This is a genomic window from Priestia sp. FSL R5-0597, assembly GCF_038006305.1.
Classification (GTDB): domain Bacteria; phylum Bacillota; class Bacilli; order Bacillales; family Bacillaceae_H; genus Priestia; species Priestia zanthoxyli.
This window is the reverse complement of record NZ_JBBOUZ010000001.1, coordinates 1,020,346-1,037,947: the sequence shown is the minus strand read 5'-3', so window position 1 is coordinate 1,037,947 and position 17,602 is coordinate 1,020,346. Positions and strand designations below refer to the sequence as shown.

Genomic DNA, 17,602 nt, shown 5'->3' with positions numbered 1-17,602 from the left:
CCACCTTTTATTTTGTCATTCCTTCATATGCCACGATACCGTCTGCAACATGATTCATCAGCTTTGTAAGGTAAGCCTGATCAGACAGGTTCCGGTCTTCTTCTGAATTCGTCATATACCCCAGTTCAACTAGCGTTACAGGTACAATCGACCAGTTAAATCCTGAAAGATCACTGCGATAGCGAATGCCGTCCACTTCGACAAACTGATCTTTTTCCACCTCTGTCAGAATAGCTTGAGATGCTTGTAAACTGCTTTGATAAATAGACTTTGTATAGGAATTATCTTCTGCAGGAGTGAGCACAGAAAATCCTTTTACAGAAGTATTTTCAGAACCATCTGCATGGATACGTACGTGTAAGTCAGCTTTTGAATTATTCGCAAGCTCCGCTCGTTCCCGGTTGCTGATATTCACATCGTGAGAACTGCGAGTAAGCTTTACGGTTATGCCTTTTTCTTCGAGAAGCTGTTTTAATATCATAGAGGCTTCCAACGTCAGCTTGTATTCCGGCTTCTTGGTCACCACACCTGATGTACCTCCGGAAACTTTTATTTTTGTTTCCGCTGCTCCCGGCCCGATTGGCTCTTTCTCTAGGTTAGCCTGAGCTTGATGACCAGGGTCAATGTAGACTAAAAAAGGAGGCGGATCGGCTTTTGCAGGCATGTTGTTTTTTACATTTTCCACTTCATTACCTGTTTTATCAGGCTGTAATGCTCGGAACTGTGAGATGGGCTGCTTCACTCTTTCTTCCTGCGCATGAGCTTTTGGTACATTTCCGCTAACGACGGCTTTCTCGGTTTGACCTTTCATCATAAAGAAAAATGAGAGTACTGCTACTATTGCAACAATACCTATTCCATAACTCCATACTAAGCGCTTCATCTTCGCTCACCAAACTTTCGAATAGAGTGGGATATTCCTTATGTTAAAGTACAAAATGTGTTAACGTTATTATCTCACAGAATATGGTTTTTTTTGTATAAAACGTTAAAAATAATATCTGCAATATGTTATGTATATGCAAACAAAAACAACACTACACAATGTAGTGTTGTTTTCCAAAAAAATGACGGATGATTAAATCCGTTTTGCACCAATATAACGTGCTTTCCAGTAGCTGTTGCTAAGAGATGTAATCGTCACGCCTTTAGACGTAGAAGCTTGAAGAAACTGATTATTTCCTAAGTACACGCCTACATGTGAAGCACCTTTTTTATACGTTTGAAAGAAAACTAAATCTCCTTTTTGAAGCTTTGCTTTTGAAACGCTTGTCCCTACTCGATACATTTGTTCCGTTGTGCGCGGAAGTGTTTTTCCAGCTTTTTTGAAAATGTATTGAATAAATCCCGAGCAGTCAAAACCTTTTGTTGTTGTGCCTCCCCATTTATAAGGAACACCTATTAATTTTTTACCAGTAGCAATAGCCGTATCTTTGTATGAATATGACGCTGCTTCCACTGTTTGAGCAGGTGCAATAAACGGACTGGCTCCGCTAAATAAAACTGCAGCTGCCGTTATAGACCCAATGATGGCTTTTTTCATTTTTTTCCTCCATTATGTAACCGAACGTTACGTTTCTATGAACCTATTTTTCAATGTGTTCGGTTTAATTATAATGAAAAAAGCCTCAAAAACTATTACGCTATGATTAAATAATGTTACAAAATGGTTACTTAGGAATTTTTATCTTTAGTTGTTTATCAAAAAGAGGATGGGACAAAAGCATTTTTCACTTAGGGAAAAACGAACCACTAATCAGCATGTCTGATTAGTGGTTCGTTTTTTTGTGATTGTGAACATAGTATTATTTGTTTCGTTCCTTCTAGCAGTTGATTGGAGGATAAGGCGAAGACTCCTGCGGGAAAAGCGGAGCAGGTGAGACCCCGCAGGAGAGCAAGCGACGAGGAGGCTCAGCGCCCGCCCGCGGAAAGCGAAGCCTTGTACGGAAATCAACTGCGGTGTCACAAGCAGTCCAGGTCATGTATCTCATTTATTCGTCTTTAGGCTGGATTCATTTCATTATGTCTCAGTTTTTTTTCTTTTACTTTTCTTTTTGCTGTTTCAAAATTAAGTCCTGTTTCGCTTTAGCATCATGATGCTGCGCTAACTCGCGTGAAAATTCTTCATTTGCTTGATCCGGAGCAATTTTTAACTCTTTTGGTGTTTGAGGCAGTGACCCTTTGTTGTTATGTGATGATTTGTGATTATTTGCTCTTCCCATGTTGTGACCTCCTTGTATCAATCATTTGTTTTTCATCTTTAGTTACTATTCCCAACTTTTCAAAGCAAATTCAAACGAAAAAATCCGAACGATTACTCGTTCGGATCTTCCTTCAACTAAAATACGTTTGTAATTACGATACTTTTTTCGTTACTTCGTTAATATAAGCTTCCTTGTCTTTATCGTTAAATTGACCTTCCCACTTCGAAATGACGATTGCACCAAGTGAGTTTCCAATTACGTTTACCGCTGTACGTCCCATATCTAACAAACGGTCGATTCCAGCGATAAAAGCAAGGCCTTCTACCGGAAGTCCTACAGATCCAAGCGTTGCAAGCAGTACAACAAACGATACGCCCGGAACTCCTGCAATTCCTTTAGATGTAACCATTAAAATTAATATCAGTGAAATTTGCTGTGTGATGCTCATATCAATACCGTACATTTGCGCAATAAAGATCGCAGCAAGCGCTTGATAAAGAGTAGATCCATCTAAGTTAAACGAATACCCCGTCGGAATAACAAAAGATGTAATGGCTTTAGGACATCCGAACTTTTCCATTTTCGCAATAATACGCGGTAATACTGTTTCTGAACTTGCAGTTGAAAATGCTAATAGCAGTTCATCTTTTAGCACTTTTAATAAGTGGAAGATGTTAACGCCAGCCCATTTAGCTACAAGTCCTAGCACCACTAATACAAAGAAAATCATTGTGCCGTAAGCAACAATTACAAGCTTACTAAGCGGAATCAGAGACGCTAGTCCAAATTTTGATACGGTTACACCGATTAATGCAAATACGCCAAACGGTGCAAACTTCATAACTAAATTCGTTACCCAAAACATCGCTTCTGCCGTGCCTTCAAAAAATCTTAGAACCGGCTTTCCTTTTTCACCGATTGATGCAATTCCAAGTCCAAATAGGACCGAGAAGAAAATAATTGGCAGCATGTCGCCTGCAGCAATTGACTCAAATACATTCGTTGGGACGATGTGAACAAATGTTTCTACAAATCCTTTTTGCTCTGTAGCTTCTGCCGTTGATGTGTAGCTGCTGATATCTGATTTTTCAAGACCGCTGCGGTCCACACCAGTACCAGGGTGAAGCAAATTAGCTGCTAATAAGCCTACAACAATGGCAACCGTTGTAATGATTTCAAAGTAAAGAATTGTTTTTCCGCCTAATTTACCAAGCTTCTTAATATCACCAACACCCGCAACGCCCACAATGATACTAGATATAACAATCGGCACTACGATCATTTTAATTAAATGAATGAATACGTCTCCAATTGGCTGCAGTACTTCAACTGCTTTAGGATTTCCGTAAAAAATGGCCCCTACAATAATACCTGCAATCAAACCAATTAGAATTTGTCCTGCTAATCCAAGCTTTTTGAACATATCTTTGCACCTTCCTTCTTTTTTCTAACAGCTCGAAGCTGTTTATTTGCACTTAATGTATTCAACAGATACAATTCCATTAAGAACTGTTTATTAAGTAGTTCTTTTATTCATAAGATTACATTATCATAGGCATCACAAAATCTAACAAAAACCTACTGAAACTAACAAAAAGTTTTTAGAAAATTACAAAATGAAAACGCTGTAGTTTTTTTGCTACAGCGTTTGTTTGACTTCATAATAGAGCATTTGAATAAATTTCTTTACATTTATACGACTTGGCGTACTGCTTTTGCCCGTTCCTTTTTCTATATCTCTCATGCGCTGATGCACCATTGAAAAATCGAAAAACTTAGAAGCGTAATTTTCAAATTTAGGATTAAAGAAATCAACCATTCCAAGGGAAGTCAAATGATTTAAAGACTGATAAATGGCTCTTCTGACTCGCTGTTCGGCTGCTTTCATTTCTTTTTGCAGCACGTCTTCTGAAAAAGGTGAACCAAGCTTTCTCACGGTAATTTTCTCAAAAATTTCTTTGAGAGACGGAAAATGCTGTTCATACATCGTGCTTTTTTCTGTTTGATGCAGGTAATTGATGATTTCGATTAAATCTTTACTTCCGCTTTCTCCTAAAATCCCAAGTTCTCTTAAAAGAAACCTGCACGCTTCTGCCGGATCGCTTTCTTTTTTACCAGAAGCAGGCGTTTTTTGCTGGTTTCCTATATTAAGTACGGTATTTAACGATTCTTGAATTTTCTCCATTGATTGTTGAACATGAATTCGTTCAATTACTTTTTGAATGACCATGAGCACTTCCATACGATTAAGCGGCTTCGTGATATAGTATTCAATGCCAAGCGAGTAGGCTTTTCCAATCAAATCTTTTGTTTCTACCTGTGACATCATAATAATTTTGCCTTTAAAAGTATCTTTTATTTTGCGCACGGTTTCGATTCCGTCTTGAATGGGCATCAACAAATCAATAAATAAAATATCAATCTGCTGCAATAGAGAAGATTGATCATTTAAGACAATTCCGTCTTCTGCCTCCCCTATAACCTCTCCTAAATCATTATCTTCAATAATTTCAGCTAACATTGAACGAAAGACTTCGTCATCATCTATGATATAAAATCGCATATTAGTCCTTATCCCCCATTAACGTAGAAATAGGTAAATCTATAGTAAATTGAACACCGGGGCTTGGAGACAGATTAATAAATTGAATACTCCCGCCCAGCTGCTCGGTCATTTGCTTAACGTAGACAAGCCCAAGACCTGTAGAAGGCGTCCCGTCCTTTGCGTATTTGGATGTAAATCCCGCTTTAAAAATGAGACGTTCATGCCTTTTTTTTACACCGGGACCGCTGTCTCTTACATATAGTAAAATGCGGTCTTCTTCTCGGCAGACGTCGATAATAATCGCGCCTTCTTTTTCAATCGCTTCGACTGCATTCGTTACTAAGTTATTAATTAATGATAAAAACAAGTACACGTGATAGCGAGGATGCTCTCCTAGAACCGAATATGAAAAATGAATATCTTTTGCTAACATCGCCGCATACTTTTCATTGCTGCGCATGACGATTTGAAGCAGACTTTCGATTTCCATATACTCAGAAAATTCCTCTTTTGTAATGACCTTGGACAGTCCTGCTGATATCCGCTGGTTGTCTTTTTTAATATCATGTACTTCTCCTGCAATTTGTAATGCTTTTTGGCTAAATTCGTGCAGCGAAGTAAGCTGGTGGATATCTGCTTCGTGTAGTTCTTCATATAAATCATACGACTTTTTCGTAATTCTCTCAGCGTCTTGCAGCGTTTTTTTCAAATGAATGGATTCTTCATACAAATTTGAAAGCACAACAAGCAGCTGATCATTTTTTTGAGAGATTTGCCGTTCTCTCAGCTGCCCTTCGTAAAGCTTGATCATGCTAAACAGACATAAAACAAAGAAACTTCGAAAGACGCCTACAATAAAAATTTGCATGAACTCCGGAAACACAATATGATGGTGAACCATCACATACATACAAAGCAGTTCCATGCCACCTGAAATCGTTTCGATGATGATGCTCCATATGCCAATAATCCACGGCTTTGAATGAAAATCGTTAATCTTAAACCAAGAAAAAGCAATGGCATAAACAAGATAATAAATCCCTGCTGAGCATCGAATCTGCAAAGAATGCAGAAAATCAAATGATTCGTAATTATACCAATCAAGGTACATTCGAAAGCCCACTATAGCACTCGCAACTAAAATACCTGGTATTACAGGAGATACCTTTCTTAAAAGCAGCAGTGAAAAGAAAAAAATGGGCACAGCAAAGCTGACTCTATACGTATCATGAAAAGGATAATATTTAAGCTCTCCTGCTAGCGGCACAACAACTATCATCACCAAAATGAGTAAAACATCTTTTTTTACTACCGTATCAACTTTCATCGTTCACGTCCTGCACTTTTTGAACATAAGTATATAGTTTAGCAATCTAAAAGACAATCGCTCTTCCTATATTTTTTGCACTCCCACTTCCATTTATAAATATAGCCCATATATAAACGGTTATTTATTCTCTTTCATTATTCTTTGTAGTTTTTTAGATTTTCTTGTTTTATTTTGTAATTTTTGTTGTATAGTAGAAGTACCTTTTAAAATGTGAGGCTGTATCACAACTATTCAATTATTATTACATCACCTGATAGCTACACTAAAAAGGAAAACTATTATTTTACAGGGGGAGCTTATTTTACAATGTGGATCATTACCGTTTACTCGAAAAACCAAAGTCCGACTATGTTTGAATTTGAATCAGAGGTAGAGGCGAAAAAGACATTTCAGGAGATTAAAGGGTGTAAGATCCTATCGGAAGTTATTTACTATAACGACCGAGTTCCCGCTTTAGCGTAAATCAGTTGATGTAGGAAATTTTACAAATTATCGGTTAAAAGCCACGTAAAGAGCCAAAGGATGATCCTATTCCTTTGGCTCTTTGCTGTTTGATTAGAAAAAACAAGGCTGAGACATAATGAGATGAATCTAATCTAAAGACGAACAAACGGTAGACATGAGCTGAACCGCTTGTGACACCGCAGTTGATTTCCGTGCAAGACGTCGCTTTCCGCGGGCGGCCGCTGAGCCTCCTCGTCGCTTGCGCTCCTGTGGGGTCTCACCTGTTCCGCTTTTCCCGCAGGAGTCTTCGTCTTGCCCTCCAATCAACTGCTAGAAGGGTCTACCGTTGACCCTAACAAAAAAACGAACCACTAATCAAACGTGTTGATCAATGGTTCGTTTTTCACTTCGTCTAATATACTTTTGTCCCAGCTTCGTTTTGCTTTGTGAGCATACTGACTGCCCACATTACGATAAAGTTGATAAGCAGCGCAATAAATCCGACGTTGATATCTTTCATTTGCTGAGGCAGTGACGGGAACAACGTACCAATCGTAGAGCCCCTGATTGTAATATAGGCCACTACAATAATTCCAGCAACAATCCCCCACGCTGCTCCTTGTTTCGTTACAAAGTTATTTTTCTTCAAACTGAAAAGCAGAGATGGAAACAGCTGTGTCATTAGACTATAGCCCATCAAAATAATTGTTGATAGCGTCGTTCCTCCGTTTAGCGTAAAGTAAACGGAAATGAGTGCCACAACCGGTACAAAGCTTTTCGCTAAACGAGCAATACGCGCTTCGCTTGCTTGAGGCGCAAACGGTTTGTATATGTTTTTAGCCAGCAGCGTTGACGCACTCATTAACAGCATCGATCCCGGCACAAGCGCTGTCAGCAAACCCGCTCCTCCTATAATTCCAATAAACCAAGGATCAAACGTTTGGATTGAGATACGTAATAGCGCAAGATCCACGTCCCCTCCGCTTAAACCAGGAACTTTTAAAATAGCTGCAAATCCAACAAAAAACACAAAGAGCAGCATTAAGGTATAAAGAGGACTAATGATTGCATTCTTACGAAATACCTTTGCATTTTTCGCTGTATAGCTTGAGCTAAACACCTGCGGCCACATATAAAACCCAAGTACTAGTAAAATAACGGTCGAAATAAACCACGAGACGCTTAATCCTTGCTCAGGAAACTTTAAAAATCCTGGCTTCGCTGTATTCACCGCTTCAAACATTGGACCGTATCCTCCGTAATAATGAAAAGGTAAATAAATACCTAAAAATCCAATCACAGCAAGCATCATAATATCTTTAATAACGGCCGTCCATGCAGAACCGTGGATACCGGATATCATCACATACAGCGTTAAACTGATAGCCCCCATCCAAATGGCTGCCGGCATTGAAATGGCGCCGTATGATGCTTGTGATACAATAATTCCCAATCCTTTTAACTGCACAACAATAACAGGAATGACCGCAATCACTCCTACAGCAGCTACAAGCACACCAAGGTAAGGGCTTTTATATTTGCTTACAAAAAAATCAGGCTGCGAGACGAGCTTATGATCTCTTGCATACTTCCAAATAACAGGAAGAAGCCAGTATGATAAGACATATGATAAGCTAATATAAATTAAGACATAAAGTGCAGGAGCTCCTTTTCCATAAGCCCATCCGCTTCCGCCTAGAAACGAAAACGTTGTATAGATTTCTCCGGCCATCAGCACAAACACTAAAATAGCCCCGAAACCGCGTCCGCCTACCGTCCACTGCTCCAAGTTCATATCCTTGCCTTTGGTTGATCGTATGCCAAGAAAAATAGCTGCCACTAAAAATAGTAAAATAATAATAAGTGCACTATTCATTCTTCTTCCCCTTCCCGATTTCTGGGATCAAGCTTATACATAACCCCTAAAATAATGGACGTAAGCACCACCCATATTACCATCCAAAACATATTGAACGGCATACCGAGAACAAACGGAGTCACTCGATTAACAAAAGGAAGAAAACCTAATATGCCTACGAACGGAAGGACAGACAAAATATAGATAAATTTCATGACTAAACTCCTCCGACTTTCTAAAACTAACTTCTTTATATTACCACATATTCTGTGTATTCAATGAAGGAATGCTTGCATATAAGCTGAAATAATCTCCAAAAGATAAAATATTCTGTACTATTTTACAAAAATACTGTTTTCATTTTTCTGAATAAATAGTATAATTTCTTCTTATAGTTCGCAGGAGGTATCGTACAGATGAAAACAATAGAGAAAATCAGTACATTTGCAGGAAAAACATTTACGCTTTGGGTTATTTTAATTTCCGTTATTGCCTATTCATTCCCCGAGCACTTTGTATGGATTGGAAAGTATATCGTTCCGCTTTTAGGAATTGTCATGTTTGGAATGGGATTAACGCTGTCAGCGTCTGATTTCAGCGAAGTATTTCGAAGACCGAAAGAAGTAGCACTAGGCGTGGTGGGGCATTTTATCATTATGCCGCTTCTCGCATTCGGTTTGGCGATTGGCTTAGATTTACCAAAAGAAATAGCAGTGGGCGTTATTTTAGTAGGCTGCTGTCCAAGCGGCACATCATCAAACGTAATGGTCTTTTTGGCTCGAGGAAACGTTGCGCTCGCAGTTGCTATCGCTTCTGTTTCAACCATTTTAGCACCGATTGTTACACCGCTTCTTATTTTATTATTTGCAAGCAAGTGGGTCGATATTGATATCATGTCTCTTATTATTTCCATTATACAAGTTGTCATCATTCCGCTTGCTCTTGGATTTACAATCAAAAAGTTTTTTGGAAAAGCTGCAGAAGCAAGTTCCAAAGCTCTTCCCCTTGTTTCAGTAGTCGCAATTGTTTTGATTGTATCTGCCGTTGTGGCAGGAAGCCAAGCGCAGCTTGCTAAAACAGGCGGTATCATTTTTGCCGTAGTTGTGCTTCACAACATTCTTGGTTTCACAATCGGCTTCTTCTTTGCCCGCTTATGCGGAATGGATCTAGCCAAACAAAAAGCGGTCGCAATGGAAGTTGGCATGCAAAACTCAGGGCTCGGTGTCACTATCGCTTCCACTCACTTTTCGCCGCTAGCCGCTGTCCCAAGCGCCATCTTCAGCGTCTGGCACAACATCTCAGGCTCAGTGCTAGCCTTTATCTTCAGCAAACTAAAAGACAAAAACCAGCCATCGTCTAACAAAAAAATGGCTGGCTAATACAATAAACTTATAAGGGAAGCATAAAAAGCTCCCTTGAACCTTCCCAAAAAGGTTTTAAAAAGTTCTTAAAAGCTTTTACCTAGGAGAATTTCACCAACCCCGAAAGGGGGGGGTGAAATTCTCTTAGGTATAGAAAAAAAAGACATGGCGCTTTTTGCCATGTCTCTTTTTTCTACATTGATTCTAAACTATTAGCCTCTTCCTGCTTGGAAAGAAGGATATTTCGTCATACCACCATCAGCAAATAATGTAATACCTGTTACATAGCTTGCTTGTGATGATGCTAAGAATGCTGCAACTGATGCTACTTCTTCTGGTTTACCGATGTAACCCATTGGAATCATGCTTTCTACGTCTGCACGTTGTACAGGATCTGCGAATTTTTCAGCGTTGATTGGTGTGTTCATCGCACCTGGTCCAATGTTATTTACGCGGATACCTTTTGGCGCATATTCAAGAGCCAATGTTTCCGTCATTAGTTTCATACCGCCTTTACTTGCTGCATAGTGAACAAATAATGGCCAAGGAATCATTTCGTGAACACTAGACATGTTAATAACGTTTCCTTTAATGTCGTTTTCAACGAAATATTTAATTGCTTCACGGCTTCCTAAGAATGCACCTGTTAAGTTTGTATCAATAACTTTGTTCCAGTTGTCTAAAGATAGCTCATGAGAAGGAACTGGGTTTTCAACACCAGCGTTGTTAATCATAACGTCTAATGTACCGAATTCTTTAATAGCTGTTTGAACAAGATTTACAACGTCTTCTTCTTTTGTTACGTCGCCTTGAACGATGATTGCTTGTCCGCCTGCTTCTTCTACTTCTTTTTTCGCATCTAAAGCTTCTTCTTCATTGTTGTAATAGTTAATAACAACTTTTGCTTCTTCTTGACCGAAACGAACAGCCATTGCGCGACCTAAACCTGTTGATCCACCTGTAATTACAACTACTTTATCTTTTAAATCTGTATACATAATAAAATCCTCCTAGTGTTTTCATTTATTCATACATACTATCATTAACTTTTACGTAAACGTTAACTTTTAGCCATTCCGAGGAATACGCCACCTAAAATGATGAGCACAATACCAATCGTAATTGAAATAAGCTGACGCTTTGTTTTCTTTTCTCCAAGTAAGAAGATACCGCCAAGCGTTGAAATAACGATTCCCATTTGTGATAATGAGAAGCTTGTTGCAACCCCTACTTTAGGTTGAGAGATAAATAAGAACATGTTACCAGCTGCCCAAATAAGGCCTGGAATAATGTTGCGAATTGCGTATTTATTAAACGGTTTGTGTTTATAAGTAAGTATAAGTCCACCAATTAACATACCAATAGCTTGTGGGAATAGTGCCGACCAGCCGTCTACATTAAATAAACGAGCGACAACTACATACACTAAGTATCCAATTGTTGAAACAATAAGGGTAATAATCCCTTTTTTGAATTGTCCAGATTGCTCTGCATTTTTTTCGCTTTCTAGTGATGTTAGCACGATACCAATAACAATGAAAATAAGAGCTAACACGCCTAAAATAACGGTTGTTGTTGTTGACCACTCGTGAAACACGATAACACCAAATAGTGATGTTGTCACAAGCTGCATACCAGTTGAAATTGGCATGGTTTTTGAAACACCAATATAATCAATCGTTTTCAACTGATTACTTTGCCCAACTGCCCAAAATAATCCTGAAACGATTCCGACAATAAAAATAAGCGGCGTCAACACTGGATGAACTACGAAATAAATAACGGCTGAAAAGATCAGCGCACCAATTGTAGTCCCAAGCGTTTGACTGTAAGGACCTCCGCCCAATTTAACGTTGAACAGGACAATACTTCCCCAGAAAATCGCAGGAAGAATAGCCAAAAGGATATCCATTTGATACTAACCTTCTTTCTCAAACTCTTGATGTAATTGTAAATTTAAAGTACCTTTTATTTAACTAGGTAACTTTATGTAACCAATCTTAGACCTTTTTTCTTGATACGTCAATAATAATATGTCGATTCTGTGACTTTTTTTAAAAACTTTACAATACAGCGTTTCCAAGCTACTGAAAGTTTTGAAAATAAAAAAAGATAGCCTTTTCATTATCCAAATGCTAGTATATAATAACATTATAAGGGTTACTTTTAATATCCTATATACAATAAAGTAGGTGGCATGAATGAATGAATTTGATGAGTTATGTCCAAAAGTGTGGAAAACGTTTGATATAATAGGAAAAAGATGGAACGGGTTAATTATTTATGTCCTGATGAGCGGTCCTAAACGCTTTAGTGAAATTCACAGCAGCATTCCCTCTTTAAGTAAACGAATGTTAACCGAACGAATGAAAGAGTTAGAAGAAGAAGGAATTGTAATCCGGCACGTTATTCCTGAACGTCCGGTTCGTATTGAATATATCTTAACTAAAAAAGGATCAGAGCTTGGTATGATCTTAGGACCCGTCAGCAAGTGGGCAAAAACATGGATAAAATAAAAAAGCCTCTTTGGAGGCTTTTTTTACGTTTGATAGAGGATATAATTATTTTTCCCTTCTCTTTTTCCTTTATATAACGCATCATCTGCATTTTTTAATAATGAAGCAGCCGATTCCCCGTCTTCTGGATAAATAGAGACGCCGATGGTAGTTGTGGTGCGCAAACAATAGCCCCGTACATTCCAGCTTTGCTGAAGAGATACGTGAATTCGCCTAGCAATTTGTTCAATTTCTCGTCCATTTGTTACGTTTAAAATAATGATAAACTCGTCTCCGCCCAAACGATAAATACGATCACCTTTCCTCACACAGCTCTTTAATCTCTTCGTGTATGCTTTTAGAAATTCGTCGCCTATATGATGGCCATATTCATCGTTAATCTGCTTAAAATTATCACAGTCAAGAAACAAAAGCGCAAAAAACTCATCGCTTTTTTGCTGCCCTTTTTCAATTACTTTGTTTAACTCTTTTAATAACATCGCCCGATTAGGAAGACCTGTTAAACTATCGTGAGTGGCTTCAAAATGAAGTTTATTTTCTAGCGCTTTTTGTTCAGTAATATCATTATGAATGGATACATAATGAGTAATATTTCCGTCTATATCTTTTAACGGCACAATTGTTTTCGATACCCAGTATGACTGATGATGCTTCGTCCCCATTTCAAGCTGTCCTCGCCATACTTTTCCGCTTTTTATTGTTTCAAGCAGCTCACGGTGGTCATGATTAAGCCCTGCATCTCGATAATACTTCCCTACTAAATCTTCTTTTTCATAACCTGAATACTGTACATACATATCATTCACATAGGTAATAGTTCCACTTGCATTTATAATCATAACGCTAGCTGATTCATCAAGCGCATATTTTATATTTTCAAGTTCTTTCAGCGTATACGCCAGCTGTTCTTCTGCTTCTTTTTGAGGCGTGATATCGTGTAGGATTGCATAGGCGCCAACCGTTTGATTATTTACTTTAACAGGAATCGTTGTAATATACACATGTTGTATAGAATGTTGGCTTCTTCGGAATGTTAGCTCTGTACTATAACTAATTTCTTCATATACATTCCAACGTTTGTAATTACAGGCTCCCAGTCTTTTAGCAATGTCTCGGTAATTTTTATGCAGCACATCGCTTGCAGAAAGCTGCAGCGTTTCTAAGAATGCGCTGTTGATATTTAAAATCGTGCCGTCCAAATTCAGCATACAAACTGCGTGGTGGTGGTTTGTAAATAGCGATTTGTACCACTGTTTGCTTTTTATGAGCTCTAATTCTAATCTTTTAATAGCTGTGATATCTCGGTAAATCACTGAATAGGCGACCAGTTGATTTTGATGGTCATAAATCGGTGAACAGCTGACAGATACACACACGCTTTCGCCGCTTTTTTTGTACCTGACTGTTTCATAAGGAGACAGCGTCTTACCATTTTTTAATTCTGCTATTAATTTAAGGTTTTCTTGTTCCTCTTTCTTTGACACGATGTTCATCTCTTGACGGCTTTTTCCTATAGCTTCTTCTTTTCTCCACTGAAATAGCTTTTCAAATGCTCCATTGACTGTTAAGACCTTCTCATCACAATCAGCAATTAGAATGGCGTCTACCGTGTTTTCTAGAAACGCATCGAGTAAACGCGTGCTCTCTTCCTGTGTTTTTTTATAATGAATTTCTTGAGCCATGACAAGGACATGTGAAGGGTTTGTCGCTTGATTAAAAAGAGGAGTAAAAGTTACTTCATATGCATGCCGGTCGGGCTGAAAAAGCTGTATGTGTTGATATTGAATCGGTTCTTTCGTGGCAATGGCTTTTTCACAAAGTGTGTAAAAAAGCAGATTTTCTTCTTTGTTGATTATCTCGTTTTCCATTTTGTCAAAGAATTGCTGAGCTGCTTTGTTACATTCTTTATAATATAGCTGATGTTTTTCTTGCTGAATTAAAATAACAGGCTGCGGCATATTCATAAAATAAAATTGGAATACCCCTTCACTATACATACTAAATATCCTCCATCTGCCTTTGGAATTTCACTAAACGTCTTGTTTTGATATGCCATTCACTCATTCTCCCAAACCAACACGTCTTCTTTATCTCTTAAAATATTTTAACAATCGTACAAAATCACATAATTTTATAAAAATTCAAGATATCTGCGTTGCATGTAAGTCTAATTACCCGTTCTCATATTACGATAAATGATCTATTCCGTGAAGTTTATGGTTTAAGAGTTCAATAGCCTTTCTCGTCTGAATAAACTGCGGTACTTATTATAAGTTAAGTAGGAAGAGATTGACTGCGGCATTCCCAGCAAATAGCCCTGGGCAGCATGTAGGTTTAACGAAATCGCTGCGGCTAAATCTTTATCTCGTTCAACGCCTTCTAAAATGAGATTCGTATGCGGATAATAATTAACAAGCAAATCAATCAGATCTTTCTTTTGCTTGCAGTCGGCTAGTCCTTCAGCATAGCTTCGGTCCAATTTCATATAGTAAGGCTCATACATGCTTACCTGTCTCATCGCCGCGGCTCCTGCTCCAAAATCATCAATCGCAATTTTGAAACCGGCCTCTTTCAAACTCATTACTCGGGCAAAAAGAGCTGGTGATTCCCATAAAATCTTTTCATGAAGCGTTTCATTTAACTCCCATACAATACGATGTTTCGCATTTTTATAGGTGTTCAACAGATATGTTAAAAACCGTTGGAAATGCGGGTGGAGAAGAGTAGAGGGAAACACATTGATAAATAAATCCTCAGATTTCAATACCTCAAACGGAAAGTTCTTTATAGCCCCTTCAATTGCCATCGTATCAAGCTTGTACAAATAATTATGGCGTCTTGCCAGTGAAAACAACTCTTCAATTTGCCCTTTTGCGAAAGCCGTGCGCAGCAAAGCCTCAAAACCTAGCGTCTCCCACGAATCCAGCGCATAAATAGGCTGATATACAAACTGAAAGTCTTCATACGTCAGTTCCTTTAAAACATGAGCATCCATTCTTTCGTTTAATCACCTTTCGTTTTCAATATACTATTTCTTCCATAACCTAAACTTATAAAAATATATCCTAAAAACAGATAATTGTCCATTAAAAGTAAGATATTCCATTAGGCGATTTAGTATTTTGGGACTTGCTGGAGGCTTATGATAGCAACAAAGAAGTGTTTTAGAGGCTTTTATGCTTTTGATAGATAGGCTGTAAAGGATGTTTCAAACAAGAGATTGAGACATAAGCAACTCAACCCCATCTAAAGATGAGCAAATTAAATAAAGGGACTAGTATAGATTGCTTGGGACACCGCGTTTGATTTCCGTGCATGGCTTCGCTTTCCGCGGGCGGCCGCTGAGCCTCCTCGTCGCTTGCGCTCCTGCGGGGTCCCACCTGCTCCGCTTTTCCCGCAGGAGTCTTCGCATTGCCCTCCAATCAACCGCTAGAAACACCTAATATGTGAAGTTTACGTTTACTATATACTTAGCGCAATAACCTCTTATCGTTAGTTTGTAATCATAGACAAGTTGCTCATGTTGATAAATAGATGCTAGTTGGAAAACCAAGGATAACAGCCCATTCAAGACATTACAAAAAATATTGCACCTACAGCTAAGCAAATCCTATAACTTTCTTCATCTAACTTGTTACCTCTTCTTCTCTATAAATTCTCTACTATTTCCCTTCATTAAAACGAATATTTTTTAGCATTTTTAAAAACCATTCTTGCTTTTTTTCTTCATCACCGCTTTTATATTTATCGCTGCTATCGAAGGAAATCTGTACTATTTTATTAGAACGCTTATCTGCTACATATGCCAAGTATGTATTAGGAATATGTTTCTTCTTATCTACTATTACACGCTTTTCTGTTCCTTTGAAATAAATATAAGCTGATTGGTAGTAAATCCTCGTCTGTGAGTTTTCAATCTTATTAGGAACACTTAATCCAAATCTTCTTTTAAATAAAGCCTCAACGTGAATACTCTCATCTGCAGGATTACTGGTTAAAAACTCAGTTTTTATATAATTCGCTTGTGTTTTACCTTCAACTTCTTCATTGTAGACAGCCCACCAGCTCTCGTAAGAATCATTATTGATAGCATAATCCTCTCTATTTTTATGTAAAACTTGATACTCTTCTGGAAACCACATCGTATACTGCCCTGTCTTTGACTTAAACTCATAAAACCCATCATCCGCTTTTTCATCTTTGTTTAAGAACTTGCGCGTAAAGTGATCATCAAAAGCTGGAACGTTGGGGTAGCTGCTTTCGTTTATCAGCCATATTGCTCCTATTAAAATAGCAGCTCCTGTGATAACTATCATGATAACTTTCGAACGTTTTTTCATTGGCGTCCCCTCTACTTTATCGTTTGGAACAAACTTTAATCCTTATATATTGAATAGTCTTTAGCATTTTGATTTGTTGCGCTTATGCTAAAAAAAGCTTTTGCTTATAATTAATTTCCCTTAACAAATTTAATACTTTGCAACATTTTTAAAAACCATTTCTTTCTATCCATTTTATTTGTTTCTGTATTTTCCCCTACACTATCATATATTAATTTGATTACCTTATCAGAGCTTTTATCTGCTACATATGCTACATAAAGGTTGGGCGGATTTTCTTTACTGTCATGTACTATATGTTGGTTAGTACCACGAAAATATGTATAGGCATAATCATAATAAATTCTTGTATGAGAGGTTTCTAACTGTTTAGGTTTTTTACTGTCTAATTGTTCTTTAAATAAACTCTCTACATAAATTAATTCTGATTTCATGTCGTTCTCGGAAAATTCAGCCTTGATAGCGTATGTTTGTTGATCATTTTCGTAGGGTTTAATATAAGAGGCTGACCAATTTTCATATGATTCGCCATTTCTAGTGTAATCTTCGCGATATTTATGTAAAACTTGATACTCCTCTGGAAACCACATCGTATACTGACCTGTCTTCGACTTAAACTCATAAAACCCGTCGTCCACTTTTTTATCTTTGTTCAAGAACTTACGTGTAAAGTGGTCATCAAAAGCTGGGGCGTTAGGATAGCGACTTTCGTTTACGCCCCGTATGCCACCTATTAAAATAGCGGCTCCTACAATAACTGCAATAATGGCCTTGGTACGTTTTTTCATTGTTACACACTCCCTTCATTGCTTGAAATAAACCACATTTAATATTATTTGAATAGTTTTATTTAAATCTACTGCTATGTATGCTACATACTGCTTACTCATCTATTTGTAGTTATTAAACATATAAAAATTGCTCAAATCATTGTCTGAGCAATAGCTGCATCTCTTATGTTCATTCACTTTCATCCCTATAATCCACTGTACTCAAGCAGAGTT

General features: G+C 37.9%; 18 protein-coding genes. 2 read left to right on the top strand and 16 right to left on the bottom strand.

Features of this window, described 5'->3' with window-relative positions:
• Positions 1-7 precede the first annotated feature (7 nt).
• From MKX72_RS05355 to MKX72_RS05315, 9 genes are all read right to left on the bottom strand, one after another.
• Positions 8-883 (bottom strand): N-acetylmuramoyl-L-alanine amidase family protein, encoded by an 876-nt coding sequence (locus tag MKX72_RS05355; protein WP_155008398.1) that lies wholly within the window; start codon positions 881-883, stop codon positions 8-10.
• Between the two features lie 195 nt (positions 884-1,078).
• Positions 1,079-1,543, bottom strand: coding sequence for a C40 family peptidase (locus MKX72_RS05350; RefSeq protein WP_155008399.1), 465 nt, complete (start codon positions 1,541-1,543; stop codon positions 1,079-1,081).
• Between the two features lie 499 nt (positions 1,544-2,042).
• Positions 2,043-2,222, bottom strand: coding sequence for a YfhD family protein (locus tag MKX72_RS05345; protein ID WP_013055768.1), 180 nt, complete (start codon positions 2,220-2,222; stop codon positions 2,043-2,045).
• 133 nt (positions 2,223-2,355) lie between these two features.
• Positions 2,356-3,627: a cation:dicarboxylate symporter family transporter gene (locus MKX72_RS05340; RefSeq protein ID WP_028407730.1), complete on the bottom strand. Its 1,272-nt coding sequence runs from the start codon at positions 3,625-3,627 to the stop codon at positions 2,356-2,358.
• A 216-nt stretch (positions 3,628-3,843) separates the two neighbouring features.
• Entirely contained in the window at positions 3,844-4,767 is a 924-nt protein-coding gene (locus MKX72_RS05335) for a response regulator (RefSeq protein WP_108674455.1), read from the bottom strand.
• 1 nt (position 4,768) lies between these two features.
• Positions 4,769-6,076 (bottom strand): sensor histidine kinase, encoded by a 1,308-nt coding sequence (locus tag MKX72_RS05330; RefSeq protein ID WP_155008400.1) that lies wholly within the window; start codon positions 6,074-6,076, stop codon positions 4,769-4,771.
• 594 nt (positions 6,077-6,670) lie between these two features.
• Positions 6,671-6,850, bottom strand: coding sequence for a hypothetical protein (locus MKX72_RS05325; RefSeq protein ID WP_080754383.1), 180 nt, complete (start codon positions 6,848-6,850; stop codon positions 6,671-6,673).
• A gap of 85 nt (positions 6,851-6,935) precedes the next feature.
• Entirely contained in the window at positions 6,936-8,399 is a 1,464-nt protein-coding gene (locus tag MKX72_RS05320; RefSeq protein WP_155008401.1) for a sodium:solute symporter family protein, read from the bottom strand.
• Positions 8,396-8,596 carry a DUF3311 domain-containing protein gene (locus MKX72_RS05315; RefSeq protein ID WP_013055761.1) on the bottom strand — a complete coding sequence of 67 codons (201 nt, stop codon included), beginning with the start codon at positions 8,594-8,596 and terminating at the stop codon, positions 8,396-8,398. The genes MKX72_RS05320 and MKX72_RS05315 overlap by 4 nt, the downstream gene beginning before the upstream one ends.
• Positions 8,597-8,797: 201 nt before the next feature.
• On the opposite strand from MKX72_RS05315, the gene MKX72_RS05310 reads away from it, so the two are divergent.
• On the top strand, positions 8,798-9,760 hold the full coding sequence (locus MKX72_RS05310) for a bile acid:sodium symporter family protein (RefSeq protein WP_013055760.1): 963 nt from the start codon (positions 8,798-8,800) through the stop codon (positions 9,758-9,760).
• Positions 9,761-9,954: 194 nt separating this feature from the next.
• Here MKX72_RS05310 and gdh read toward each other — a convergent pair whose 3' ends face one another.
• Both gdh and MKX72_RS05300 read right to left on the bottom strand, forming a co-directional pair.
• The gene (gene gdh, locus MKX72_RS05305; RefSeq protein ID WP_014461262.1) at positions 9,955-10,740 is read right to left on the bottom strand and encodes a glucose 1-dehydrogenase; all 786 of its coding nucleotides are present in this window, start codon (positions 10,738-10,740) and stop codon (positions 9,955-9,957) included.
• Between the two features lie 62 nt (positions 10,741-10,802).
• Entirely contained in the window at positions 10,803-11,654 is an 852-nt protein-coding gene (locus tag MKX72_RS05300; RefSeq protein ID WP_034269910.1) for a RhaT/GlcU family sugar-proton symporter, read from the bottom strand.
• Between the two features lie 289 nt (positions 11,655-11,943).
• On the opposite strand from MKX72_RS05300, the gene MKX72_RS05295 reads away from it, so the two are divergent.
• Positions 11,944-12,258, top strand: coding sequence for a winged helix-turn-helix transcriptional regulator (locus MKX72_RS05295; protein WP_013055757.1), 315 nt, complete (start codon positions 11,944-11,946; stop codon positions 12,256-12,258).
• 23 nt (positions 12,259-12,281) lie between these two features.
• Here MKX72_RS05295 and MKX72_RS05290 read toward each other — a convergent pair whose 3' ends face one another.
• The 5 genes from MKX72_RS05290 to MKX72_RS05270 all read right to left on the bottom strand — a co-directional run bounded on the left by MKX72_RS05290 (position 12,282) and on the right by MKX72_RS05270 (position 17,386).
• Complete coding sequence (locus MKX72_RS05290; protein WP_155008402.1) at positions 12,282-14,255, bottom strand: sensor domain-containing diguanylate cyclase; 1,974 nt, start codon at positions 14,253-14,255, stop codon at positions 12,282-12,284.
• Positions 14,256-14,479: 224 nt separating this feature from the next.
• Positions 14,480-15,253 carry an EAL domain-containing protein gene (locus MKX72_RS05285; protein ID WP_155008403.1) on the bottom strand — a complete coding sequence of 258 codons (774 nt, stop codon included), beginning with the start codon at positions 15,251-15,253 and terminating at the stop codon, positions 14,480-14,482.
• A gap of 266 nt (positions 15,254-15,519) precedes the next feature.
• Positions 15,520-15,684 carry a hypothetical protein gene (locus MKX72_RS05280; RefSeq protein ID WP_228123028.1) on the bottom strand — a complete coding sequence of 55 codons (165 nt, stop codon included), beginning with the start codon at positions 15,682-15,684 and terminating at the stop codon, positions 15,520-15,522.
• 236 nt (positions 15,685-15,920) lie between these two features.
• A complete protein-coding gene (locus MKX72_RS05275) occupies positions 15,921-16,598 on the bottom strand; it encodes a hypothetical protein (protein ID WP_033578235.1) in 678 nt (225 codons plus the stop codon).
• Between the two features lie 110 nt (positions 16,599-16,708).
• Positions 16,709-17,386, bottom strand: a complete 678-nt coding sequence (locus MKX72_RS05270; RefSeq protein ID WP_098626086.1) for a hypothetical protein — start codon at positions 17,384-17,386, stop codon at positions 16,709-16,711.
• Between the last annotated feature and the right edge of the window lie 216 nt (positions 17,387-17,602).